Annotated in this window: 16 protein-coding genes; 4 read left to right on the forward strand and 12 right to left on the reverse strand. The window is 62.5% G+C overall.

The genetic code is table 11. The annotated features are described in order from the left end of the window. Positions 1-30 precede the first annotated feature (30 nt). Positions 31-1,995, reverse strand: coding sequence for an SDR family NAD(P)-dependent oxidoreductase (locus IIE29_RS05185; RefSeq protein WP_343071803.1), 1,965 nt, complete (start codon positions 1,993-1,995; stop codon positions 31-33). Positions 1,996-2,312: 317 nt separating this feature from the next. Between IIE29_RS05185 and IIE29_RS05190 the strand changes: the two genes are divergently transcribed. Both IIE29_RS05190 and IIE29_RS05195 read left to right on the forward strand, forming a co-directional pair. Beyond that, positions 2,313-3,383 carry a glycosyltransferase gene (locus IIE29_RS05190; protein WP_209324181.1) on the forward strand — a complete coding sequence of 357 codons (1,071 nt, stop codon included), beginning with the start codon at positions 2,313-2,315 and terminating at the stop codon, positions 3,381-3,383. Then, entirely contained in the window at positions 3,373-4,428 is a 1,056-nt protein-coding gene (locus IIE29_RS05195) for a glycosyltransferase family 2 protein (protein WP_209324182.1), read from the forward strand. The genes IIE29_RS05190 and IIE29_RS05195 overlap by 11 nt, the downstream gene beginning before the upstream one ends. A gap of 102 nt (positions 4,429-4,530) precedes the next feature. Here the strand turns inward: IIE29_RS05195 and IIE29_RS05200 are convergent, their stop codons facing one another. Both IIE29_RS05200 and IIE29_RS05205 read right to left on the reverse strand, forming a co-directional pair. Continuing rightward, positions 4,531-5,625 carry an EpsG family protein gene (locus IIE29_RS05200; RefSeq protein WP_209324183.1) on the reverse strand — a complete coding sequence of 365 codons (1,095 nt, stop codon included), beginning with the start codon at positions 5,623-5,625 and terminating at the stop codon, positions 4,531-4,533. Beyond that, a complete protein-coding gene (locus tag IIE29_RS05205) occupies positions 5,622-7,136 on the reverse strand; it encodes a tyrosine-protein kinase domain-containing protein (RefSeq protein WP_209324184.1) in 1,515 nt (504 codons plus the stop codon). The genes IIE29_RS05200 and IIE29_RS05205 overlap by 4 nt, the downstream gene beginning before the upstream one ends. A gap of 304 nt (positions 7,137-7,440) precedes the next feature. Here IIE29_RS05205 and IIE29_RS05210 point away from each other — a divergent pair, with 304 nt between their 5' ends. Further along, positions 7,441-8,709, forward strand: coding sequence for a lipopolysaccharide biosynthesis protein (locus IIE29_RS05210; protein ID WP_209324185.1), 1,269 nt, complete (start codon positions 7,441-7,443; stop codon positions 8,707-8,709). A 29-nt stretch (positions 8,710-8,738) separates the two neighbouring features. Here the strand turns inward: IIE29_RS05210 and IIE29_RS05215 are convergent, their stop codons facing one another. The 9 genes from IIE29_RS05215 to IIE29_RS05255 form a co-directional block, all read right to left on the reverse strand. Further along, on the reverse strand, positions 8,739-9,380 hold the full coding sequence (locus IIE29_RS05215) for an arsenate-mycothiol transferase ArsC (protein ID WP_209324186.1): 642 nt from the start codon (positions 9,378-9,380) through the stop codon (positions 8,739-8,741). A 5-nt stretch (positions 9,381-9,385) separates the two neighbouring features. Beyond that, complete coding sequence (locus IIE29_RS05220) at positions 9,386-11,005, reverse strand: tyrosine-protein kinase domain-containing protein (protein WP_209324187.1); 1,620 nt, start codon at positions 11,003-11,005, stop codon at positions 9,386-9,388. A gap of 154 nt (positions 11,006-11,159) precedes the next feature. Further along, positions 11,160-11,783, reverse strand: coding sequence for an arsenate reductase/protein-tyrosine-phosphatase family protein (locus IIE29_RS05225; protein ID WP_209324188.1), 624 nt, complete (start codon positions 11,781-11,783; stop codon positions 11,160-11,162). Then, positions 11,780-12,877, reverse strand: coding sequence for a sugar transferase (locus tag IIE29_RS05230; protein WP_209324189.1), 1,098 nt, complete (start codon positions 12,875-12,877; stop codon positions 11,780-11,782). The genes IIE29_RS05225 and IIE29_RS05230 overlap by 4 nt, the downstream gene beginning before the upstream one ends. Positions 12,878-13,091: 214 nt before the next feature. Beyond that, positions 13,092-15,776, reverse strand: a complete 2,685-nt coding sequence (locus IIE29_RS05235) for a helix-turn-helix transcriptional regulator (protein ID WP_209324190.1) — start codon at positions 15,774-15,776, stop codon at positions 13,092-13,094. A gap of 241 nt (positions 15,777-16,017) precedes the next feature. After that, positions 16,018-17,277, reverse strand: coding sequence for a type III PLP-dependent enzyme domain-containing protein (locus IIE29_RS05240; RefSeq protein ID WP_209324191.1), 1,260 nt, complete (start codon positions 17,275-17,277; stop codon positions 16,018-16,020). Positions 17,278-17,342: 65 nt separating this feature from the next. Beyond that, positions 17,343-18,425, reverse strand: a complete 1,083-nt coding sequence (locus IIE29_RS05245) for an ATP-grasp domain-containing protein (RefSeq protein ID WP_209324192.1) — start codon at positions 18,423-18,425, stop codon at positions 17,343-17,345. Between the two features lie 328 nt (positions 18,426-18,753). Next, positions 18,754-21,435 (reverse strand): LuxR C-terminal-related transcriptional regulator, encoded by a 2,682-nt coding sequence (locus IIE29_RS17025; RefSeq protein WP_281389084.1) that lies wholly within the window; start codon positions 21,433-21,435, stop codon positions 18,754-18,756. After that, the gene (locus tag IIE29_RS05255; protein ID WP_209324193.1) at positions 21,432-24,032 is read right to left on the reverse strand and encodes an AAA family ATPase; all 2,601 of its coding nucleotides are present in this window, start codon (positions 24,030-24,032) and stop codon (positions 21,432-21,434) included. The genes IIE29_RS17025 and IIE29_RS05255 overlap by 4 nt, the downstream gene beginning before the upstream one ends. An 812-nt stretch (positions 24,033-24,844) precedes the next feature. Between IIE29_RS05255 and IIE29_RS05260 the strand changes: the two genes are divergently transcribed. Beyond that, positions 24,845-26,038 (forward strand): acyl-CoA dehydrogenase family protein, encoded by a 1,194-nt coding sequence (locus tag IIE29_RS05260; protein WP_209324194.1) that lies wholly within the window; start codon positions 24,845-24,847, stop codon positions 26,036-26,038. The last annotated feature ends 21 nt before the right edge of the window (positions 26,039-26,059 follow it).

Consider the following 26,059-nt stretch of genomic DNA (forward strand, 5'->3'; position numbering starts at 1 on the left):
AGGGGAGGCAGAGGGGAATCCGTATCTCCATCATGCCCGTCCCTGTGCGGTCAGTCCGAGGGCCGCTGCGTCGCGGTCGTCGGCATCGATGCTGGGTTTCTCCCGGGAGGCGGGAGCCGCCGCTGCTGGTTCCCCGACGTCTGCGTCATCCGCCCGACCGGTTGCCGAAGCCGCTGCCAGAGGTGATTCCGCGGCATCGACCGTGAGGTGGTAGCAGCTCCGAATGTCCTCGAGCGACGCCGCCGCGTCAGGCACCGCATCAGGGTCCAGAGGCGGCACGTCGACGGTCCACGACACCCCATTTGCCGAGGTTCGGTCAAGCTCCTCCGGGGAGAAGAGCTCTTCATTCAGCTTCTCTCCAGCGCGCAGCCCTGTGTAGACGATGGGGCACGTTCGCCCCGTCACCGCCATCAGCCGCTTGGCGAGTTCGACGATGCGCACAGGTTCGCCCATGTCCAGCACCTGCGTCTGCCCGCTGCTGCCCAGAGCGGCGGCGCGCAGAACCAGCAGGCAAGCCTCGGGAATGGTCATGAAGAAACGTGTGACATCGGGATGGGTCACGGTCAGCGGTCCGCCGCGTCGGATCTGGTCGGCGAATGAGATGAGCACCGATCCACGCGAGCCGAGGACGTTTCCGAACCGCACTGAGACGTAGGGAAGACCGGTTGCCGCAGCAAAGTGGGCAGTGAATCGCTCCGCGACGAACTTCGACCGCCCGAGCTCGCTGCTGGGGTTCGCGGCCTTATCCGTGGAGATGTTCACGAAGCGCCCCACGCCGTGTTTCTGGGCCGCACGCAGCACATTGAGCGAACCGTGCACGTTGGTCTTCCACCCTTCGGCAGGGTAGCTCTCGAGCATCGGCAGGTGTTTGAGAGCGGCCGCGTGTACGACGATGTCCGGTTTGAGCTCGGTGAAGGCACGGTCAAGAGCCGGAAAATCGCGGATATCGGCGAGGACGAGGTCCGGAGAGTCCATCAGAGCGCGTCCTTCGAGGCTCATGCACAGAGAGTGCAGCTCGGACTCGTCACGGTCGAGCATGATCAGGCGACGGGGAGCATGCCGGGAAATGATCCGACACAGTTCCGAGCCGATCGATCCGCCTGCGCCGGTGACGAGGACGGTGCGTCCCTCGACGAGCCGGGAGATCTGCTCGCTCTCCGGCTCTGCCGCCGGTCTGCCGATGAGATCAGTGACGTCGAGGTCGCGGATGTCAGAGATGCCGACGTCTGAAGAGAGCATATCCAGCGGAGAGGGCACCGCCCTGACCCAGATCTGGTCCGAGTCGAGACGCCGCACCAGTGATGCGAACACCTTCGCAGGAGCGTCGGCGATGCCGACGATCACACCGGCTGCGTTGGAGGAAGCGACCACCTCGGCGATAGCGGAGGTCGTTCCTCGGACGGGGACCCCGTGGATGAGCTGCCGGAGCTTGCTGGAGTCATCGTCGACGATCGCCACGGGCCGATACGGACTGAGCGGGTCGGCCATCATCTGTGAGACCAGCGAAGCACCGAGGTCCCCGGCACCGACGATGACGACCGGTTCTCCGGACACGGGTACAAGGCGCAGTTGTCTGAGCACTCGGAGCAGCTGCCTGGCAAAGATCATAAGTGCCTGTGCGAAGAGGAGCGCCAGCAGCAGCCAGGGAATGTCCTCGCGGTATTCGGGGACTGCACCCGCCAGAGAAGTGCCGGCGAAGAGGATGGCCGCGACCATTCCCTGATTGCGCAGCTCGTGGTCGGACCCGAGCTGGTATCGGTTCCGGTAGAGCGAGAGCAGGTAGCCCAAGCCGAGCTGGCCGATGATCAGCATCGGCAGAAGCAGGAAGAACTCACCTCCCCAGACCCGCCCGAAGAGAGAGACGACGAGGAACCACGAAACGATGAGGGCTGCCGCGTCCATGCAGGCGAGCCCGACAGAGCTGGAGTAGAGCCGGCGGCGCTGGGTCTCACCGGGAGCTGACAGGGGTTCTGGGAGTTCATTGAGAGTTTTCACGAAGCCCAGAGTTCCCCAACGGAATCTCGGTCACTAGGGGGTCGACTCCGGACAGCTTCGCGTCATTACTCTGTCACCTTCAGGTCATCACTGGTACCCGATACTCAGCCACTCGGTTCGCTCGCGAGGTCAACCGAGGAGCAACGCAAAACAGCTGTTCAGAGACCTTCAGTCGGCTCTGTGGCCGGGCCCCGACGGTGAACCGCAGGGGGCTTGCGGGAATCCGTACTCCGCCCCGCTTCACCTGCTGCCTCCTGCTTCCGCCTCCTATTCTGAGGATGTCGATCAGTGCACAGACTCAAGGACGGTGGCACGAAGTGAGAATCGGACTGTTGGCCAGCACAGGCGGGATGTTGGACTCCTTCTTCATCGAGATCGCAGCATCATGGCGCTCACACGGTCATTACGTCAGCTTCGCAGCGGGATCGCCGATGGAGGCCGCCCGGGCGACAGTGATCCCCGGTCTCTCTCGTCGTCCCGACCTGCGGATGATCAAGGCTCTGACCGGACTGCGACGGTGGTCAGAACGCAAAGACCTCGACGTCGTCGTCACGAATTCGGCGACCGCCTCGGCGCTGGTGAGGCTGGCCGGCGGAACGGTCCCAGTCGTCTACTTCTGTCACGGTCTCCACTGGAATGACGCACGCTCGATCGGAGATCGTATCTGGCCCCTCGTCGAACGCGCACTCTTGGCGCGCACAGCCGGAGTCATCTCGCTGAACTCCGACGATCAGCGCTGGTTCGCTGCCCGGTTCGCCGGCCGTCCGCACCTGCATCTGCCGTCGGGAGTCGGACTCGATCTGCTCGACTACCCGGTGAGACCGTTGCCGGAGGGGCCCCTCCGTCTCTGCTGGATCGGAGAGTTCTCCTCTCGGAAACGCCCCCACCTCGCCCTCGACATCGCTGCTCATCTTCGCGAAAGCGGCGTCGTCTTCCGCTTGGAGATGCTCGGCGAAGGGGAATTCCGCAACGAGATCCGCGCAGATGTCGAGAGCCGGGGGCTGTCGGGCATCGTCACCGCGAACGGAGCCGGCGACGCCGCCGCCGCTCTGGAGCGCAGTCATGCCCTGGTGCACACCTCGCAATGGGAAGGGCTTCCCCGAGTCATGCTGGAGAGCCTGGCGATGGGATGCCCCAGTTATGCCTTCGATGTCAAAGGGGTGCGCGATATTCCCTTGGCACGTTTCGCCGCTGACGGCGAGGCTGGAGAACTGGCTGACCGGATCGCCGCTGACTGGACGTCAGGTCGGTTGCTGGAACCGATGTCTTTCGACCGCAGCACTCTCGACTACTCACATGCGGCCGATGGGATACGTCGTTTCCTGCCGTCCGTCAGCGGCAGTGAAACCGCCTCACCTGCAGCGGAGAAGAATCAGCATGTCGAATGAGCTGATCTCGGTCATCGTTCCCGTCTACAACGGAGAGAGATTCCTCGCGGACTGCCTCCGCTCGGTACTCGCCCAGTGCCATGAGGAACTCGAACTCATCGTCGTCGATGACGGCTCCACAGATTCCACGCCGGCGATCATCGAGGACTTCGCCATGGCCGATGACCGTGTGGTGCGTCTTCTCGCCGACCACGGCGGGGCGTCGAGGGCGCGCAACGCTGCGCTCGACGTCGCCCGAGGCGAATGGATCATGTTCGTCGATGCTGATGACGAGATTCTCAGTCCCTGTCTGCTCGCCGCCGTCGCCGGTGTCGACTGTTCAGGAGTCGATGTGGTCACGTTTGAGACCACTGGCGACTCGCTCGCCCTCGCCGAGGCGCGCGACCGGGCGTTGGTCCCCCGGCACCGGTGCACGAGCGAGAGGAGCATGGGCAGCCGACCCCGCCGAGTGCTCGATCCCGACTATCTGGTCCCGAGGATCGTCGACGAATCACTCAACACAGTCTGGAACAAGGCGTACCGCCGCCGGACCGTGGTGAGGTCCGGCGCACGTTTTCCCGCCGGAATCAGCCTCGGCGAAGATCTGCTGTTCAACCTCGCCGTCGCCCGCGGAGCAGTCTCCGCAGTCCATCTGCCTCTGCTCGGTTACTACTACCGGCAGGACAACTCGTCATCGGTGACTCTGCAGTTCCACCTCGGCAAACACGATGAGCTGATGAGCGTCAACGACGCACTCCAGGGATTCGCCGCCGAGTTGGGGTCGGCCAGATTGCGTGCCGCGGCCGGATACATCCGGGCCAAGAACGCTGTGTCCTCGACCAAGGACCTCCATCATCGGAAGTGTCCCCTCGCACTGCGGCAGAAGCTGACGACCGCCAGACGGTATCGAGAATCGGCACCTCATGTGAGCGTCAACGGTCTGGGCACGGTCCAGCAGACCTTCGGGACCGCCTACAATCTCGTCGGCCACCGCGCGCTGTTCGCCCTCACCTGGCTGCTGGCCGCGCAAGTTCGCCGAGCACGTACCACGGTGCGGTCGGACTGAGCCGCCACAAGGCGTGGGCCGCTGCACGGGCTGAGCCACAACGTTGTGAGACCGGCCCTGCAGGGGTGGATAATCGCGCTTCTCCCGCTCCTGCGAACGGCTTCAGACCCTGAGCAGGTTGTCCATGAGTCCGATGTACTCACTCCACCCGAGGAAGGCGGCCATGAGCGCCACACTGCTCCACCCCTGTTTCCACCCGGCGCGGGAGAGCGCCGGCACCGTCACGACCAGCGGGACGATCGACCAGGAATATGCCGCTATCCTGTCGCTGTAGTAGACGAATCCCAGTGCCAGATAGTACGCATTCAGCAGGATGAAAGTGTGAAACAAATGGCCGTACCAGACGGGCAGATTGTCGAATTTCCGCAGCACGACATAGCCGAACACCAGGACGCAGAAACCGAGGATCCAGAAGTCCAGCCTGTTCGTACCGCCTGTGTAGAGTTGGGCGTTCTCGGGGTCGGTGTAGGTCGCGAGCTCTTCGGATGACGATGCGAACGGCGCCAGCAGGGTCGCGTTCAACCCCGACAGGTACAGCAGTGAGAACAGCGCCCAGACTCCCAGGAGAAAGATTGTTCGCACCTTCGGCAGCAGGCGGACCACGAGGACGAGCAGCGCCGCAGGGATCGCCGACCAGTGAAAGAGCGACGCGACGACCAGAAGCACGAGTATCTTCCACAATCGGGCGTGCCGGTACAACGCGACGAGCCCGAGAATGATGAACACCAACGACAGCCCCTGCCGCAGGAGGTAGCTCGAATACCCGGTGAAGAAGCCGAAGCAGAAGGTGATGTAGTACACGAGCGTGACCTGCCACGCAGATCTGAGCAGCCACAGCAGCGCCAAGGCCATGATCGTCGATCCCAGCAGTGCGACGACGAAGAAATAGACCTTCGGATCATGGGTGAATAGGCCGATGAGCCAGTTGAGGAGAAGAAACGCCGGCTCCCGCCCCTCCGCCGCGTACGTGTATAGGACTTCGTCGGCCGGGGCGAAGCTGAGGATCTGAAACTCCGTCGAGTAGATCGACTTGTCAGAGATGTCGTAGTTGCTCACAGCAGCAACGATCGTGTTGATGAGCACGAGGGACACCAACGGAAGCAGCGCATTGCTCCAATGCCGCAGCTTCGGAATTCTCCAGCTGAGAACCAGCATGAGCACCCAGACCGTAGTCAGGGTGAACCAGATGGCGATCATGATGGGGAGACGCCGCCGTCGTCGCGGACCAACGGCATCGGGCTCGTCTCCAAGCCGTCCGACTCTTCCCCCGACGCCGGCACCGAGGTGAGCGGCCCACCCTGCTCGACCGGTTCTTCCGTCCCTTCCGGTCCGTCCGCCTCTTCCAGCTCTTCCGGAACCAGGGCGCGGATGCCGTAGGTTCTGTGGCGATCGATCTCTGCACTCGACATCTGCGACCTGTTGAGCACGAGCCCGATCGGGGCACCCAACTCATCGAGTGCTCGCACCGACTCGGCGACGGTCCGCGATTTCACTTGTCCGGCCGCAGCGACGAGGAGAGTCCTGTGGGCCAGTTTGGACAAGACGAGGCCGTCAGCAACCGGCAGCAGCGGGGGACCGTCGATGATGACGAGGTCGAATCTGCCGACGAGCTCGGAGACCAACTCAGTCATCGCCCGGGTCTCGAGCAGCTCCGTGGGATTGGGCGGAATCTCACCAGCGGCCAGCACGTGCAGCTCGTCATCGCCCCATGTCTGCAGCAGCTCATCGAGGCCCAGCCCGCTGACCAAGGCAGTCGTCAGTCCGACTGCGCCCTCGAGTCCCAGACGTGTTGCCACCGCGGGCCTGCGCAGGTCGGCATCGACGAGGACAACGCTCTGTCCTGCGCGCGCACTGGCGATGGCCAAGTCGATCCCGATCGTCGTCTTGCCTTCTCCCGGCCGCGACGACGAGACGAGCAGCACCGTGCTGACTTCGTCCACATGAGCGAAGCTGAGGTTGGTCCGCAGCCGCAGGATGGACTCGCCGCGGACACCGCAGATCGCGGGTCCATCCCTGTTCGAACGGTAGGTGATGTCGCGATCTGACGGAACAGCTGCCAAGAGAGGCGCCGAAGTGACCGCCGCCAGATCGTTCTTCGATCGAACCACATTGTCGTATGTCCCTCGCACCACTGCGGCGGCGATTCCCGCCGCCAGACCCAGCAGCGCACCGATGGGAATGAATAGCCCATGCGGAAGCCCGTCAGGTCGCGAAGGCGGCACCGCCTCGTTCGCCTCGATGAGGTCGATTGCCGAAGTATCGATCTTTCCTGGATTCTCCAGCATGCTGATCCGCTCCGTCAGGCTGCGGGAGACCGCAGTCGACAGCCGCGCCGCGCTGTCGGCATCCTCTGCACTGGCCTGGACGGTGATGAGCACTGTCTCCGGATCGCTGATCGCCTCCACTCGAGAGGCCAGCTCCCTCGGGGTCGTGTCGAGATCGAGGTCGGTGATCACCGGTTCGAGGACTGATTCACTGCCGACCATCCCCACATAGGTCTGAATCCTCTCCTTGATGAAGTCCGATGCCATGCGCATTTCATACGGATCACCCGAAGTCGGCACGGACACGAACAGTTCGGTCCGTGCCGAGTAGGACGGGGGCATCAAGGCAGAGATCCCGAATCCGGCTGCCCCACCGGCGATCAGCATGATGACGAGCAGGATGAGGTGCCTGCGGAGGATGCGGAAGAGCTGTGGGATTTTCATCAGACGTCATTTTCGGTCGGGCCGGAGAACCGGCAGGAGACGACATCGCAGCGATACTCGATGTCCAGGGCTCGTGCTCACGTACTCAGCCTAGTGAGAACCGATCTGTTCGTAACCGAGAATCGGAAGTCGCTACGGTTCTCCGCGCCGAATGCACGGTATGCCGCACTGCTCGCGCACACTCCCGCAAAGACGCTGCGCAGAGGGCCGATCGGCGGCTGACAGGCACCATACTGGAATTCGGTCCCGCCGATTCGGAGGGCCCCACCGTCGTGTACGGGCGGGAAGCAGGAGGTTACCGCAGGTGAATAGCTCTCGTTTGGCCTTCTTCCTGGTCACCGGGGGAAATATCGCCGTTGCCGGGGCGCAGTGGTACGTCGTCTGGCTCTTCGCCCAACAGAGCGGGCCCACCGCCGTCGGCCACTATTCCACTCTCATCGCGATGATGACTCCCGTCTTCATCGCCTCCCAGCTGGGGCTGCGCAATCTCTTCGTCACCCTGCAGCGGACGGTGCGGTGGCGGATCTATCTCGGCTGCCGCCTGTCGACTGTCGGGCTTTCCGTTCTCATCATCACCGGACTGGTCGTGTTCGGCCCGGATCAGATTCATGGTTCACTGGCGTGGCCTCTGCTGCTGATCAAGGTCAGCGACTCGATCGGAGACCTGTTCTACGCCCGGCTGCAGAAGACCGAACGCCTCTTCGTCTTCGGTCTCATTCTCATCAGCGTGGCTCTTGCCAGTACCGTCGCCGTGACCGTTGTGGTCCTGGCCACCGGATCACCGGTCGCGGCGTTGTGGGCAGCCGCCGTGGTCTCGGTCGGAGGAACGGCGGTCACGATGTGGATGGCCTCTGCCCGCCCCTCTGAGACGGCGGCCGAGCTGAAGTCGCGAACCACGGTCCGAGGTGAGATCACGATCCTCCTCTCCGCCGGTGTCCCGATGTCGCTGATGCAGGCAGTCTATTCCCTGCTGTCCTACGTCCCCCTGGCAGTCGTAGCCTGGTTCGGCTCACCGGAAGACGTCGGCCGCTATGCCTCGGCTGCCTACCTGGTCGTCTTCGCGAATCTTGTTGGGGCCTCGATCGAGACCGTCGTGCTGCCGCGCTTTCGCGGAATCTACGAATCCGACGGAGTTCTCTTCCTGCGCAGAAAGGTGAAGAGGCTGTGTGCGATCGGACTGCTCGCCCTCGTCCCATTCGTCATCCTCGCGCTCTTCATCGGCCCCTGGCTGCTGTCTGCCGTCTATGGCGCAGGCTTCGAGCTCACTCGAGTCTCCGTGCTCTATCTGAGCCTGGCGGCCATCTGCACCCTCCCGACATACTTGGCATCGGCGAACCTGCTGGTGCTCAACCGCTATTGGGCGACCTTCTTCGTCGGGGTCGCGGCTATCGCCGCAGTGCTGGCAGGAGGAGGTGTCGCCGGGACGATCGGGATGCCGGCGGTCGAGGCGGGCAGCCTCGCGGTGTTCCTCGGCTCGACGGTCCGACTGCTCGGCGAGATCTTCTGTTCTCGGTCCCGAGGCGATACGGCTCGTGTCGAGGTGTCTGCGAACGGTGCGCACCTCGGCAGCTGAACTCCGGGCACCGTGCATATGACGGGTACTCAGCTGTACGGTGAGCACACCGTGCTGCGGTACTCCCAATCGACGATGTCGAATACGCCCGGCACCATCTGTTCGATCATCGTCTCACACAGTCGCGACCAGTCTTGGTGCGGATCCACGACATCGTCGCATTCGGGCCGGTCGGCGTGCGGCATACGCGATCGCTGCGCCTGCGAGACCAGTTGCGTCCAACGCCTCCTCGAGGTGAGCCCTTCCGCAGCCGGCAACGGTCGGATGATCCTCGCGAACTCACGCAGGGTGAAGGACCGCTTGAGAGCGCTGGGCTCGAGGATCACGGCTTGACTGCGATGCCATCGTTCCATGCCGATGATGAGATCGGATTCGATGATGTCGGTGCTCTGCAGTCGTCTGGCCCGAAACCCGCTGAGGTCGAAACCCCATTCTGCTGCCAAAGACTTCACTTCATGCGTCACGGGCTCTGCGCTCACCCCTGCTGTTCCAGCGCTGTCGACGAGGAAACGGCCCGGCGCCACCTCGTCGAACCCCTGTTGGAGAAGGCCCGCAGCCAACGGCGAACGGAACAGGTTACCGGTGCAGATGACGAGGATCCTGAACTCAGGACGATCCTGATCAGCAGGTCTCAGCATCGGCTCGGTCGGTGATTCGGTCGAGATCCTCACGGCGCTCAGCTCCGAGTCCCGCGCCCGAACCGCCGATTCGACCTTCTGTCGGATCTTCTCGCGAGCGTCGCTGAGTGTTTGGGCGCCCTCTCGTCTTGCGTTCCTCCTGGTCCCGGGCCGGCTCCCGGCCAGGTCCGGGGAATATGGGCGGTTGACTCCGTGCCGTCCTGATCCGGCATCCAGCTGACTCGAGCTGCTCGCTCCGCAAGAATCAGATGTTCGTGCCTCAACCGGCCGCCGGCGGACACCAGTTGCGGCTCCGCCGGTGCTTCCTGAACAGCCGAGGTATAGGCCACCGAGTAACCGCTGAAGTCGGCGTGGGCGAGGGGGACCTTGTTGACGACGAGGCTGAGAGGGGTGTCGACTACGGACAGGTCCTGCAGAGCTTCGTCGAGTTCATTGCGGGAGACCTGGTTCACCGCAGCAACGTGGACGATCCGTCCGGCGGACTTCGCAAGCAGCAGACCGTCCGTGACCGGCAGCACCGGCGGGCAGTCGAGAAGGACCGTGTCGAAGTCATTGCCCAGGACCGCCATGAGTTTGGCCATCGACCTCGATTCGATGAGTTCGACGGGATTGGCAACGCTGTCTCCGGCGGTCAGCACATAGAGTTCGTCCTGGCCCCATGGCTGGAGCAGATCGTGGACGTCAGCGGCCCCGATCAAAGCCGTCGTCAGTCCGGCGGAGTTCTCCAGTCCGAGCCGATCCGCGACAGCCGGTTGACGCAGATCGACGTCGACGAGAGCGACCCGCTGCCCGGACTGAGCCAGAGATACAGCCAGCTCGATGCAGGTCGAGGTCTTCCCTTCGGACGGTATCGACGAGGTGACTGCCAGAATGTTGCTCGAGTCCTCGACCCGCGCGAAACGCAGATTCGTCCTCAGACGTCGTATCGCCTCGGCGTAGGGTGAGTCCTGATGATGTGCAGCCAGTTCCGTTCGGGGCGAGGAGTCGCTGCGCGTCGGCAACGACCCGAGGATCGGCGAGTTCGCAATCTCTCGGATGCCGGCGATATCGCGGATCTTCGAGTCCACAGCAGATCGGAACAGTGCGACAGCGATGCCGAATGCGGCCCCGAGCAGCATGCCGACGGCCACGTAGAGCCACCATGCAGGGCCATCAGGGGCAGCCGGGACGATCGCATCATTGGCGACCGCCAGACGAATGCCCGATTGTGCTTTGCCGTGTCGGGATTCGAGATCAGTGATCGTCTTCGTGAGATTGTTCGCCACCGACTCGGACAGCTGCGCCGCTCGGCCCGGCAAGGCGGCGGTCGCGTCGACTGTCAGCAGCACGGTCCCGTAATCGGATGAGGCTGAGACTTTCTCGGCCAGTTTCTCAGGGGTGACGTCGAGGCTCAGCTCGCGGATGACCGGTTCGAGCACTTTCCGGGAGTCCGCAAGGTCGACATAGGTGCGCAGCCGTTCTTGGACGAAAGCGGAGGCGATCTGCTTCTGGTCCGGATTCGCAGCTTCAGCTGTCGTGACGAACAGTTCGGTCTTCGACGTGTATTCACGCGACTGTACGAGGAACGCAGCCGCTGCACACAATCCGCCCGCCGCAATCAACACGATCAGCACAACGGCATTCTTGCGCAGGATCCGCACATAGTCGACGAAGCTCATCTCGGTTCCAATCGGGTCGAAGGACAGACAGCGGCGCTGCTGATCGTGCTCAACTCTACTTTCGCGAGGACGCGGACAGTCGGGGTCACGGCCGGGCTTGCGGCGTCCCGCAAGGAACCTGCGGCGGACGAATCCGCGGCTCGGCTGTCGGAGCTCAGCGTCGACTTCCGTGGACGAACTCCTGCGTTTCCCAATGGCCGATCACATCGACAGCCTTATCGATCTGAGCACCCATGCGTTCAAAAGTCCGCAAAGACCGATGCAGCGGGTCGATGACATCATCGCCGCTCCCGTCGCCACTCGGGGCGGTGCGATAGCGAGGAGCCAGCGCGGCCAGGGACTGCCACCTCCCGGCGGGAGTCGCCAGCTGCTCAGGACGGATCGTGGGGAGGACACGGGCGAATTCCCGCAGAGTGAACGTGATCCGCAAGACCTGGGGAACAAGATTGACGACTTCTCTGCGCACCGCCCGATCCATGACCAGAATGAGGTCTGCCTCGACGACAGCCGCCTCGTCGAGTTCACTGGCTACGCAGCCATGCAGTCTGATGTGGCGTCGTGCCGCCAATTCGAGCACCTCGACGGCCACAGGTCGTCCTGCGACAGCTTGTGTACCGGCGCTGGAGACGACGAACTCGCGTGGGGCTCTGTCGTCGAGTTCGTGCTGAAGAAGTCGCGCGGCCAAAGGAGAACGGCAGGTGTCTGTCGACCCGACCACGAGGATCCGAAACCCTGCGGGCATCACCCTCCAGTCTCCGTTCTTCTCTGTCCGTGTCATGAGGCCGTCTCCACAGCTGGGGCGGTCCGAGGCGTCCGCGTCCAACGCAGTATTCCGGTTGGTCTGCGCGAGTGCGGTGCGGCTCGGGGCGGAACGATTTCGTGTCCGGATTCTGGCCAAAGAGTGCACACGACGAAGAGCTGATCGGGGCTCGGGCTCTGCCCGAGTCTGGAAAGATCAGCAGGGTCGTCACAGTCTTCGAACCCGGCTTCGGTGAGAATCGCCTGGTCCTGACTGCCCATCGGCAGGATCCAGACCGCGAATGTCGCTTCGGTTGCCCGGGCACGATTCGTCATCAGTCGGATGACCTCGCGCCGGATCTCCACGTCGTTCTCGGCTTCCGAATGGGCATCGAATCGGATCACTACGGCATCATCAACGGCAGCCGAAATATCGCAGCGCCCAACCTCGTTGCCGGCAGTGCTTCTCACCGACCAGGTCTGCGCCCGCTTGGTGCGCACCTCGTCGGCGAACACCAGGAGGTCTGACTTCAGCGTTCCGCCGAAGTTGTCGGCGGTCGCCTCGCCGTCCTGACTGATCCCGTCGGCGGACAGCACGATGCCGATGGTTCGGAGGAAGATCCGCAGGTCGACAGCAGGACTCGCGGTGTCCACATATGCGACATCGAGATCGAACCTATCGTCCCAGCGCACTTGATTGCGGCCGTTGACCTGCGCCAACCCGGTCAGTCCACCACGGACCAGGTGCCTCCGCCGTTGCTGTGCAGAATAGTGTGGAAGGTAGCGAGTCGGCAGAGGCCGTGGGCCGATGAAGCTCATCTCCCCCCGCAGGATGTTCCACAAGCTCGGAAGTTCATCCAGACTGCTCGAGCGCAGCATTCGGCCGAACCGAGTCATTCTCTGGGCATCCGAGACCCTGCCGCGCGCAGGGTCGACACTGTGCATAGTACGAAACTTCCAGAGCCGAAAGACCTTTTCGCCCTTGGTCACTCTCTGCTGAGTGAAGAAGATCGGCCTTCCCAGAAAGACAAACACCAGCACGGCGACGACGAAGAAGACCGGCAGAAGAGCGACCAGAGCGACGAGGGCACCGACGAGGTCGAGAATCCTCTTGACTGTGTGATATCCGGTCATTGTCCGTTGTCCTCCGTTGAAACGACGATCCGAGTGGGGGTATCGGGTCGGAGGACACACGCATCGCTGCACCCATCCGTTTCGGTCGACGGCATAGTGACTCTCTCTCCTTCTGTCTCTGCTGATTCTCAGGCTAAGCACCCGTGCCCGCCTCGAACATCGGCATGCGGCGAACCTGCGGATTGCCGCTGATCTGATGTGGTTGTTCTCGGATTCATGCCACAGGGAGCTCGGGTTCCCTGGCCAGTCGGGCGATGAGTTCGGTGCGCGAGCTGACTTCGAGCTTGCGGTATACGGAAGTCAGCCTCAGCTCAACGGTGCGCAGGGAGACGAAGATCTGCGATGCGATCTCCCGATTCTTCAGTCCTTCGCTCACCAATCCGACCACTTCTCGCTCATCGGGGGTCAGCACGTCCAAGAGAGTGTTGCGCGCAGGCTGTGCGGGAGGTTCAGTGGGTTCGAGGCGCACTGCTGCGGCGAGAAGTTCGGATCCGACCTCCCGGAAAACGCCCACTGCCAAGCGGGATCTCTCCACGGCAGCCGCGGTGGCCCCTGATTCGGCAAGCTTTCGGACCATGACCAGCAGCGTCACCCCCTTCTCGAACTGAGAGTCTTCGGGACGCCATGAACCGAGCAGGCGTCCCATGGCTGCCAGCCCGTCGTCTGTGGGAAGCAGCAGGAAGCGGGACCGTTCCAGGGCCAGGGCGGCCCACCGTGACGGAGCCTTCTCGACCTTTCCGTGTAAGACTTGGACCAGCATTCCGGCGTGCTCCCGCCGACCGATCGCCAGTAGAGCTTCGATGAGATCGGGCTCGTACCGGATGATATTGGGATTGAGTTCATTCGAAGCGAGTTCTTCACATCGGTGGAGATGGCGCACCGCCTCGGCTGGGAGTCCGACACGAAGAAGATAGTTGCCCTGGAGCGCGTTGAGCTCAGCCAGCAGACTGCGATTCTGTGAAGCCATCGCATGAGCGGTGAGCTCGCACTCGACGCCCTCCGCGTCGCTGGCACGTCCTTGTGCAAGGAGGCTCCAACACCTTAGAAGCAGAAGCCGGTCACGGCGGATCGCCTGCTCGACGTCGACGGCTGAAGCACATCTGTCGATGAGCGCGATCGCAAGACCGATGTCACCGCGCCGAATCGCGATCTCGGCGCGCATGCACAGGGACTGAACGTCCCAGGCCTCTCCGCGGCCTTCACCGTCGTCAAGGCAGTCCAGGGTCGCCAGCGCAGAATCATAGTTCTCCGTCAGCATGAGCCCGAGGGACAGCAGAAGCAGACTGATGGGAGCAGCTTCGTCGGTGGCGTCGAGGTTCTGGAATGCCTCAATCGCACGTCCATCGAGTCCGCGCCCGCACTCGAGCAGAATGCCGAGGAAGACGGACAGCTCGCGAGACTGCTTGTCGAAATGGGCACCAAGGCTGCGCGCGGTCTCCAGCAACTCCTGGGCCTCGGCCGTTTCTCGTCGCAGCGCGTGGCACAGTCCGATGATCACCTGCAGGTGGGCGACCTCCATAGGCGCCTCTGCGACCTCGCTTCTGCTCCATTGATTCCGCAGACGAAGCGGAACCGACTGGTGGGAGAGGAACTCGGCCCAGATCCGAAGAGCCCGCGCTCGGAGCGAGTCCTTGACGGAGCCGCTGCGGGCGGCATAGTCGAGGTATCGAAGGGCGAAGCTGATCTGCCCGCGGTCTATCAGCCGCTCGGCCAGGTCGTTCAGAAGGGAGGAAGCACCCTCGGTCTCCGGGCCCAGGGCCATCGCCCGCTCCGCGAATTCGGCTCCCGCCCACACCATGCCCTGTTCCACCAGACGACGAGCATCGTCGATGAGGGTCAGCGGCGTCTCGTCGGTGGCTTCGAAGAAGGAACGGTGCCAATGCTGCAATTCCGGGTAGATTCCTTCGCAGCGCCGCGCCAGCAGCATATGCCCGCTCAGACGTGAATCTGCGTTCGACTGCCCGTGCCTGATGGCTCGAATCAGCTCCTGCGAACAGCGGCTGTATGCTCCGTCTCTTTCAACGAGGCCGCGAGATTCCAGTTCCGCGAACCACTCCAAGCTGTCGTGAGAGTTCACGAGAACGGCCGGCCGCGGAGACAGCGGGGCCAAAGACATCAGGCTCAAGAGTCCTTCCGCGCCTTCGCTGAGACCCCCCATCGCAGCTTTGACCATGCCCGCGGCGTCCGATCCGACTCGCAGAGGCAGGTCGAGAGCCTGGTCCCCCTCCATCTGGTTCCGCGGCAGACGCTCGATCATTCCATGCAGTGCGGAGGGACGGCCCGAAGCGGTGCGGACCACCGTCGCGGCGACTCCAGCGGCTATTCGACCACCCGTCAGTCTGTCCGCCAGAGCCGTCATCTGTCGATCGCTTGCGCGCTTGAGTGCCACGCTCGGGACGCCGGCAAGCAGGCTGCTCGGACTGAGCTCGCCGGTCGAAACCGCGAACCTCAGCCGACTTCCCGCGATGCGACGAAGCAGATGACCCAGAACCAGTTGTGACGACCGATCCATGGCGTCGGCATCGGGCACGATCGCCAGGGTCGTGTGCTCCAGATCCAGACTGCCGATCCGACGTGTTACCTCGTCGGCGATGTTCAGGACAGCTGTCGTGTCCTCGCCGGAGTCCATCCGCAGTCGGCTGTCGAGGAGGACAGACCCGAAGCTCTTCGGCTCCAGCGCTCTCAGTGCAGAGAAGATGATCTCCAGTCCCGCGTAGGGCCTCGCGTCTTCGGCCTGCCCGATCGGAACCCTGATGACGGGCCCATCGGCATCGGCCTCCAGTGTCGCGAGCATCTCTTCGCCGCCCATCCCCGGTGGACCGATGACGGCGACCGCACTATGCCTCTCCAACAGAGTGCGCATCTGATCGAGTTCGGCGCGACGGATCTGCACAGTCATCATGATCCCCGCTTCGTGTCCGAGTCTTCGTCGACGTGTGATCGCGCGCGCAGAGTCGTTGTGGTGTCCATGACCTCATGCTCGTGCGGCGGCCGAGCCGTGGACAGGTGGTCATGCCCGGACATGTTCGGGTCAGTACTCAGTAATGATCGGGACAGCACTGGCGCAGGTACTCAGTCACACTCAGCTGCTGGCCCGGACGTTCGTGCACCCGCACCTTGGGACCGCACAGTGAGAGTGATCAGCTCGCTGCGATTGCCGTCGATCCCGTCGAGGATGCCGGCAGGCTGTCCCTCCAGTGGTTCGACTGCAGGTAATCCTCGACCTCGCCGCGAGGCCGGATGAGTGAGAGCAGCCCATCATTGCGACGAAGGTACACGGCGGGAGGGTACTCGATGAATGAGGACCCGTAAGCCATGGTGTATGCCCCGACCCTTCGAAAGACGATGCGATCACCTTCGCTCAGAGTCGGATAGTCGGTGAGTACCATGAGCCGATCGTCTTCCATACAGGTGAAGCCGGCAATCACCTGCTCCGGATGAGTCTGCTGCACAGCCGCCTCAGCGCAGATGTCGAAAGGGGTGGACTTGCGGAAGAGCGGATCGAGATCAACCCTGCTTGTGTCGGTGATGACGAAGCGCTGCCGCCCGATGTCTTTGACGTCGAGCACCTTCGCGTGGAGTTCGACCGGAGCGGCGATCACCGACCCTCCCGGCTCAATGACTAACCGAATCTGCCCGGGATCGACGACACCGCTGAGGGTCGCACGGATGCTGGAGATGTACTGGTCGAACAGCTCGGTGTCATTCAGGCTGCCGAAGAATCCTCCACCGATGTCGAGCCAGTCCAGGTCGAGTCCAAGAGTTGAGATGATGTCAGAGGCGACTGCGGCAGAAGCCTGGAATACTTTCGGACTGCTCGTGCGGGAGTTGCGGTGCATATGGAGCCCGGCGACCCTCACACCGGCTTCGGTCAATTCGCCGATGGCCTCACCGAGGTTGCCGTTCTCGAAGTCGAAGCCGAAGCGACTCGCCTTATCGCCCACGGTGCTCTCCCCGGGACACAGCCGCTCAAGGTCCCAATTGACGCGCAGGCCCACTCGTACGTCCAAATCAGGTTTCTCTCTGGCCAGTTCTGCAGCCCACCTGACCTCCCTGCCGGAGTCCAGATTCGTCAGTGAGCCGCTGCACAGCGCACTGCGAAGAAGCGCGCGGCTTTTGACGGGACCGTTGTACACGATTCGTTCCGGCGCGAAGCCGAGGGCACGTGCCAGTTTGTATTCGGAATCGGAGACGACTTCTGCCCAGAGCCCCCGCTGCTTCATGTAGCTCAACAGCCACGGGAGCGAATTGGTCTTGACGGAATAGGACATGACGGAGTTCGGCCAATGCTGCGCCAATGCCTTTTGGAATCGCGTCACCAGAGTTCCGAGGGCAGCCTCATCGATGACGAAGGCAGGGGTCGGTGGGCCAGTGCTCGGTTGTTGTTCTGAGGAACTCATATCTGCCTTTCATCAATGCGCAGACGGGAGCTCACCGCCTCTGCGCTCTCCAGGGAGTCCGCGGTCTAAGCGACTTCGACGGCAGACCTTGTCGAATCGTCACTTTGCTGTCCACGAGCGGTCACACGGGTCTCCTGATATTTGGCAGCGACGACCCCGTATTCGTAGTCTCGCCAGGTCGAGTCGATCGTGAGCCCGAAGATCTGGCTCAGATAGTATCGAGGGACATCGGCCCCAGCGAGGTGCACGAAAGGGTAGCCTCCTCCGAACCGAGGATTGATGTCGATCACCGAAGCCATACCGACGTCGTCGAGGAAGATATCCATGTCGATGAGCCCAGACAATTCTGCAGCGCGAGCGATCTTCACCGCGGCTTCTGTGAAAGGTTCCGGGGCGACGGTCACGGCTTTGTCGGTCTCCCCCGCGCGCATCCGAAGCTTGCGTCGGGCGAACACCCCGGTCAGGCCTCCTTCGTCCACGAGACTCGCAACGATGTCCACTCCGTATTCGCTGCCCGGCACACGCGGCTGGACAATGACCTCATCGAGGGCATCAGCACCGTCAGCCCGGCGTCTGACGCTTCTCGCAGAACTGATGACCGCTTCCTCGAGGCGATTCGCGGTGACAACGGCCAACCCGGAGGAGCGAGAGCCGAATCGATGTTTGACCACGAACTCTCCGGATGAGCCCGTCATGTCCAGGAGCCGACCAAGTTCATTCCCCGTGACGGTTGTCGGGGTATTCACATCGATTTCTTCGAGCATGCGCGCCATGCGGAGCTTGTCTGCGCAACCCTTCTGCCAGGCGGGCGAGACCCCGGGGACGAAAATCCCCCTCTCCCGCAGACCAGTGGCGATATTCGTGTCCACGTGCAGATGCATCAGCTCGTAATCGTTCGCGGACAGGAAGAGCTTAGGTTCGAACTCATCGACGAGCCGTAGGAGCTCATCGGCGTAAGACGGATCGGTGTAGGGCGGCAGCAGACGCATCTCATCGCCGTAGGATGCCGCTGCGCTGGTGGGATCGTTCTCGGCGATGATGATTCGACCGTTGAGTCCGAGTGTCTCCAGCGCCGTTCGAAACCAGTCGATGAGATAGAGCCTTCGCCCGGCGGAGCCGATCACGATCGGCGCATCTTCAGCTCTCAATGATCTCTCCCGACACTCGCGGCTCCTGTTGGACGACTCATCGGGTACTCGCCTGCAGGTCGAAATCACCATGTCCGACAAGGAATTCTTCGACGAAGCACTCAGGCCATATCGCCTGGTATCAGCATTCGAAGCGGGAGTTCCCGATGCCTTTTCAGAATAGCTTCACAACAGCTCTCCACCGGCCGGTTGCAGGGATCTTTGCGGTTTACCGAAAGCACTGTGCGACGGCGTCTCCGCTTTCCAGTGAGCGCCACTCGCCTTCGAGGCACCGCTGAAGTGCCGGCTGCCCAGCTCACGCTGCGGCCGTGCGCCGAAACGCAGCAGATCACGAGCTGTCGGTCTTCTGCATCGTTCTTCCTGCGACGTCTATATTCAGCCGTGCAAAAGCCTCGGCGACTTGGTGTCGGCGAGTGATTCCCAACTTTCGGTAGAGGCGGTAGGCATGCCCTTCCACGGTACGAACGGCAGCTCCGAGCTGTTCGGCGATCTCGGCGTTCGATCGGCCCTTGACTATAAGTCCGCAGATCTCCCGTTCTCGTTCCGTCAGCTCGACCGGCAGCTCAGAGGAGACAATCGTCGACGGCACGCTGCCTCGATGTTTGAGACGGTCCTTCGCCAGTTGCACACATCGTGCGGCAACGTCAGGTGCCGACGAACGTTCCTCCTCGGCGATCTGCAGCAGGCTCGCCGCGTCTCTCTCCCGCAGCGCTGTTCCCACTGCTCCCAGGAATCGGAATTCCTGTCCCTCCCCCGATGCTGCGAGGCGACACATCGATTCCGAATCAGCCTCACCGAAGTGGCGAAAGAGCAGATAGCGGATCTGGGCGGCTATTCCGAAGACCTCTTCCCTCTCAGCATCTGCGAGCATCTGATTCAGCTCTCTCTCGGCTTCCGAATCGGAGTTGCGCAATCGGCGGGCGATGAGCGCATACACGGATGCTCGCCTGTATTCCATCTGGAAGCTGGGACGGACGAGGCGAACGAAGCGTACATCGAACTCAGCTGCCATCTGCGACTCTCCATTGAGCGTGGCGACGTACTGGGCCAGCCCCAGTGCGGCAGCGAGGACAGTCGACTGGTTCCAATAGTCCAGTGCCTCGACACCCGCGCGAGCGAATCGCAGCGACGATTCTATCTGGCCTTCACGCAGCAGAATCTCTGCTTGCATGATGTCGCCGGCCCCGCTCCGCGCTGCCAGCTGGGCGATGTCGTTCGTTCGCGGCGCCTGCAGTGAACGTCGGGCTGCGGCGAGGTCTCCCCGCTCCATCTGGGTGCGGGCGTCAAGCATTCCCAGGATCATGTTCTCCATACCCAATGAACGGAGCTCGCGCTTCACGAGGGTGAGCATCTCGACAGCTTTTCCAGGTCGGCCCCTCTCCAGCTCGAAGGAGCCGCAGACCAATCCCGCAGCCATTCGGTACATATCGGGAAGGGAATCGTCGAGAGCATGCCTGCGCAGCAGATCCCCGTCAGGGCGTCGAGAGAGCGACTCCTGATCATGTTGGCTGCCGGAGCCGACGACGGAACGAATCGTCTGGAGCAGACTTTTAGCTGCATCGGCGCTGAGACCATCGGCTGCGTACCATTTCGCCGCCTGGGTGCGCTCCGCGAAATGGGTGGCGCAGGTCCCTCCCGAGCAGCACTCACTCTCGTATCCGGCCATTCTGTCGAGTGCGGCTATGAAGTCCGTCGCTTCGAGAGCCACGGAACGATGCGTGGTCTGCCGGTTGCCCCAGACGACGGCAGCAGTGACCACGAGTCCAGGACAGCACGCTTTATGCAGGCAATGTGCGAGCAGGTCGAGTCCGAGCTCGACCTGCCCGACATTGCAGTAGAGGTACGCCAGCTCGAAGAGTTCCGCGGCGCTCAGGCTGCTCGTGGGGACATCGGCCATGATGCGCAGGGCACGATGCCACTCGGCTGATTCGATCGCGGTCGTCGCGGCAGCGATGATCTCCCGTTGGTCCAGGTCGATTCCGCAGCCCAATGCCCATTCTGTCCGGAGCATCTGAGATCTTTCGCTCGGACTGTCCGGATAGGCGCGGACGATGTCATACCACTTTCGGCTGCGTCCGATGGGAATGCTCACACGAATCGTCTCGGATGCGTGGTGCTCGCGCGCGACGTAGGCACGGCTGGTGTCACTGACGATCCGCAGGTCGCCGAGGTCGACGAGCCGATCGGCCGCCGCTCCGAGCCCGAGAGAAAGCATGAGTTCGATCTCGATCTCACCTGCCATGACCACAAGCTCGAGTGCGGTCCTCTCCTCGTCCGAGTACTCCTCCAGATCAATACGGGCGAAATCACGCGCCCGACTGTCGAAGTCCGTATCGAGTCCATCGAGTATGACGACGCCGTTCCGCAGCAGCAGTCGATTCTTCCGCTTGCAGTATGCGAGGAGTTCGAACAATTTGCCGGGATTGCATCCGGAGTGGAAATCGACGATGTCCAATACCGCCTGGGCTGCTATTCCTCCGAAGCTGTACTCGACCGCATTGCGCAGATCCTCAGCGGTCAGCGGGTCGAGAGTCATCTGGGCCATGGCCTGTTCGTCGACGAGTTCGGCGAATGGCCAAGAGTTCCTGACAGCGGAGTGGCGCGTCATCGCTACGATCCGAATCGTACCGTCAGAGGCCAGCTGCGTGAGGAGACGCAGACTGCGCGCATCGAGATGGTGGGCGTTGTCGACGAACACAGTCGGAGTCTGAGCACCTCCGGCCAACGCTTCGAGCACTCGCTTGGGCAGACCGACCGGATCGTCAAGGTCGACGATCATCGCAAACACGCCGAAGGGTGTCGCGCTCAGCACTCGATCCGCACGCAGCCAAGTCTCCTGCCCGCCTCGTCGCCGATGGATTTCCCTCGCCAAACGGGTCTTGCCCATTCCGGCATCACCGTTGATGAGGATGCCGACCACGGACGAGTCGGTCAACGACTGCTCGATGACCCGCAGCTCTTCCTCCCGACCCAGAAGAGGTGGGCGGTGCAGGTTCGCTTGACCGGTCATGTCGCCCTCCACGCAATCTGCTTGAGCTCCTGGCGATCGCTGACGTGCAGCCGCCGATAGATCCGACCGAGGTGCCATTCCACGGTGCGAACCGACAGATGCATCTGAGCACCGAGTTCTGCATTGCTGGATCCGTCGGCTACGCCGAGCACCAATCTCTTCTCAATATCAGTGAGCATTGCCGAGAGATCGGCACCGTCGGCGTCGAAGGTGATCGTGCGCAGACTGGAGTCCAACAGTGCGCGGGCACGCTTGACACCGACCGAGTCGCCTTTCTGAACCGCCTTGTCGCGCGCGTTGCGAGCGAGGTCTGCGGAGATCATGACCGCGCCGAAGTTCAGTGCCACTGCTGCAGCCTCGATCATCGCCGCGTCTCCCCCGTCGCCATATGCTCGTGCGACAGCTGCCGCCAATCGGCCCAGCTCTCCGTCGACGCAGCCGGCCACACGTTCGAGGTCCGGCTGTGCGGCCTTGCTGCCGTGCCGGATCGCCTCGGTCCAGGCGTAGACGGCGAGCGCGAGTGCGCCGAGTTCATCGGCTTCGGCGCCGAGCGCGTGGAGAGCATCAGCTGTATTCTCTGGGCTGGACAAGGCCAGCGCTTGGAGTTCGAGAAGATCAGTCGTGAACTCCTGCAGCCAGTTGTACTCGGAATTCGGCACACCGTGGACCGGTTCGGACTCTCTGCTGACCGAATGGAGACCGAATCGCACCCCACCGCTTCGACGCGAGTTTCGTCCTCCCTGCACCGTCTTCGTCGCACGGGACGACGACGCCTCACGAATTCGCAGATAGCCCTCTGCCAGGTGCAGTGCGGCGAGTCTGAGTGCCTGATCCGGCTCCGTCTCTTTCCGACCGCGGGGTGCTCTGTCCAAGCTCTGCTGGGCGCGCGTGATGTGTCCCGTCCACAGGTCGACGAGAGCCGCAGCCGTTGCGAGATCCATCCGCGGGGATGTGTACTTCAAAGCGGCCCTGGCTCCGTCCCAGGAGCCGGCAAGATAATGACCGGCGAAGATCTGGGGAGCCGAATCCTCGACTTCGAAACTTGTAGTGTCCGGAAGTCTGAACATCGCTTCGGCTTGGACCAGATATGTGAGTCCGCGTTCGACCCGCCCGTGTATCACCGACACACTCCCGAGGATCGAGCAGGCACGCTGTCGATGCCGAGGCAGGCAGCTGAAGTCGCGCAAGACGCGTTCAGAGATGATCTGTGCCTGTTCGAATCGCCCTCCCCGCATTTCGAACTGAGCTCTGGTGACGTCCAGCCGCCCGATGTCCACTGCATTGACGAGTCGATCCCGGACCCACTCAGTTCTCAGGCTCTGAGGTTCGCGGGGGTCGGTGACCCGCAATTCGAGACACGCCAGGCGTGAGAGGAACTCGTCGGATCTGTCTCCGTCAGTCGATGAGGAGATGAGACGATCGAGGATGACCTCGGCCTCGACGGTGTCTCCTCGGCCGTACTCCGCGCGCGCCAGTTCCAGCTGCAACTCTGGAATATCCGAATGCGAACTTCTCAGCAGTCCTGCTGCACCGGCAAAGTCCCCACGCCCATCGGCCCACAGTGCAGCTCGGAGAATTGTGTGTGGGTCGACGTGCACTCCCCACTGCTGCATCCAGCTGACTTTCCCGAAGAGCGCAGCGCCTTGGAGAGTCATGGTGGCCAACTCGGGGAGGACCTCCCGGAGCAGCTCCAGGGAGCGGGAAGACGGAACGCTGTCTCGCACAACCAGAGCCAAGGCCGGTTCGACCAACGACACTTCGGAGTATCTGTCCCTGCCGATGGCCAGAATCCCTCGCTCGACGAGGTTGTCAAGCAGATCGACGTCGCACATGGCCTGCAGAGCATCATACGGAAGCGCTCCGATCATGGCCACGAGTTCGAGTATCCGGCGCTGAGCCGGGAGAACGTTCCACAGGACTCGGTCTTCAGCACCTCGGCGCGCAAGCGGAGTCGACTTTCGGTCGACGAAGAGCCTGCTGAGAAGACGAGGATTGCCTCGTGACCTCGTGCGGAGATCGGCGATCACCTGTTCGTCGACTTCGTAACCGACTTCTCGGGCATAGGCCGCGATGGCCGAATTGTCCAGGCTCTCCAGGTCGAAACGGACGACCTTGCCGGAACCCCACAGAACGGCAAGGAGATCTACCGGGCGTCGGACCGATTCAGCGGCCGCCAAGACCTTGATACGACCTTCCGCTGCGAGTTGAGAGATGATCGACAGCGACTGTTCGTCTACCCGATCAGCGTTGTCGACAACGACAACGGGAGTATGCGCGCTCGCGGATCGCGCGAAGAACCGCGTCACGATCGAGAATGCGGCGCCCAATGAAATCTCATCGGGCGCTTCGCCCTCGGTGGTGAGTAGGATCTCAAAGATACCGAGATTCCTGTTAGCGATCAGGTTCGAGCCGCGGAACCGGAATACAGGGACTTCGGGCTCGAAGTTGGCCGCCACCGCATTGAGGACGGTGGTCTTTCCCATTCCCGTCGCTCCGATGACCAGCGCGCCGTCGGTAGTCGGATCTGCAAGGATAGTGGCGATATCAACGATTTCGGACCGCCGCGCCACTGCCGAGCCGACGACTGAAGAACGCATTGCTGCAGGGGTGGTCATTTCATCTCACCTACGCGTGCGGCTTCGTTCGCTCCGCCGAAGCAGCCTGAGGTGCCTCCGTTACACGATCGGGCTTTCGCAGTCCAGCACGCTCCGATCACGAAGCGGTTGAGCGCACCGACCTCGGCGCTCGCCTCAACCGATTCATCGCGGCGGCCGGTCCTGGCCGCGCGCGACACGTGATGTGCCGAAGCACGGATCTTGCAGGTTCCACAGCGGGGCGCTTCGCCACCCGCCGGAGAGCTCTGCTCCCGACGAGCCGAGCCGGCGCCGGATTCGAGGGGGTTCGTGCGCGCAATTTCACCAGCGATACGGCCGGTTTGGGATAGGGTAATCATCCCGTCCACTTCTCTCAGAGACTGCATTTCGAGCGACTTGGGGGGAATTCGCTTTTCCATGCTCCATATGTAGTTGCAATATCAGCCCCCTGGCCCGCAAGGGCGGAGGAGATTCTCCGATGGTAGGACGCAAACAGAGAGTTGAGCCCAGGGGAGATCGCAATGTTAAGAATTTGTAACTTGCAAAATGACCAAGTGTGACAAGATTGCAATACTTCACTTGTATTGCAAGTCGAGATAACAGATACTGCCTTCGGATGTCGGCGGCGCTCATTTATCGCCGGTCGCCTCCCGATGCATGCTTCTGCCCGCCGCCGACGCCAAATGCGATACTGTTCTATTCCCGGCCAGCACAAGCGTCCATCGCGCACCCTGCAGGCCCTCATCCACTTGTGACGCCGAACACCGGACCGTACCATTGGAGGTAAGTTACTGAACGATCTATAAGGAGTTCATATGGACACCCTACTGAATGCTGAAGAGCGCGAGTTCGCGCAGCAGATGCGTCAGTTCTACCGCACGGAGATCCCCGAGGAGCTGCGCTTCAAGGTCGCGACCGGCCAGGAGCTGAGCAAGGACGAAATGGTCACCTCGCAGCGGATCCTCAATCAGCACGGCTATGCGGTGCCGAACTGGCCCGTCGAGTGGGGCGGCCAGGATTGGACTCCGGTGCAGCGTCATATCTGGCTCGAGGAGATGCAGCTGGCCTGCGTCCCCCAGCCGCTGCCGTTCAACGTCTCGATGGTCGGCCCGGTCATCGCGACCTTCGGCAGCCAAGAGCTCAAGGAGCGTTTCCTGCCCGCGACCGCGAACATCGACATCTGGTGGTCGCAGGGCTTCTCCGAGCCCAATGCCGGCTCGGACCTCGCCTCGCTGAAGACCTCCGCCGTGCGTGACGGCGACAAATACATCGTCAATGGACAGAAGACCTGGACGACCCTCGGCCAGTACGGCGACTGGATGTTCAACCTGGTCCGCACTGATCCGAACGTGAAGAAGCAGGCCGGAATCTCCTTCCTCCTCATCGATATGAAGTCCCCGGGCGTCACCGTCCGCCCGATCCAGCTCATCGATGGCGGCCACGAGGTCAACGAGGTCTTCTTCGACAATGTCGAGGTCCCTGTCGAGAACCTCGTCGGCGAGGAGAACAAGGGCTGGACATACGCGAAGTTCCTGCTCGGCAACGAGCGCACGGGCATCGCCCGCATCGGCGGCTCGAAGGTCAACCTCGCCCGCGCCAAGGCCTACGCCGCGGTGACGAAGACTGCACGCGGCACACTGCTCGACGATCCCCTGTTCTCGGCCCGCCTGACGAAGATCGAAACCGAACTCACGGCGCTCGAGATGACCCAGCTGCGGATCCTGTCGACCCAAGCAGCGGGCTCGGACAAGCCCGACCCGCGCTCCTCCGTGCTCAAGCTCAAGGGCTCCCAGCTGCAGGAGGACATCTCCGAGCTCCTCGTCGATGTGCTCGGCCCGCAGGGACTCGACTTCGTCTCCGATCGGGTCCAGGGGCAGGGCCTGAGCGATCTGCCCCATGGTGCCGTCGACGCCCTCCCCGCCTACTTCAACACCCGCAAGGTCACGATCTACGGCGGTTCGTCCGAGGTGCAGCGCGGAATCATCTCGAAGGCACTGCTCGGTCTCTGAGATACCGACGCTCACACGATT

The sequence above is a fragment of the Brevibacterium renqingii genome, from assembly GCF_017808095.1.
In the GTDB taxonomy this organism is placed as follows: domain Bacteria; phylum Actinomycetota; class Actinomycetes; order Actinomycetales; family Brevibacteriaceae; genus Brevibacterium; species Brevibacterium renqingii.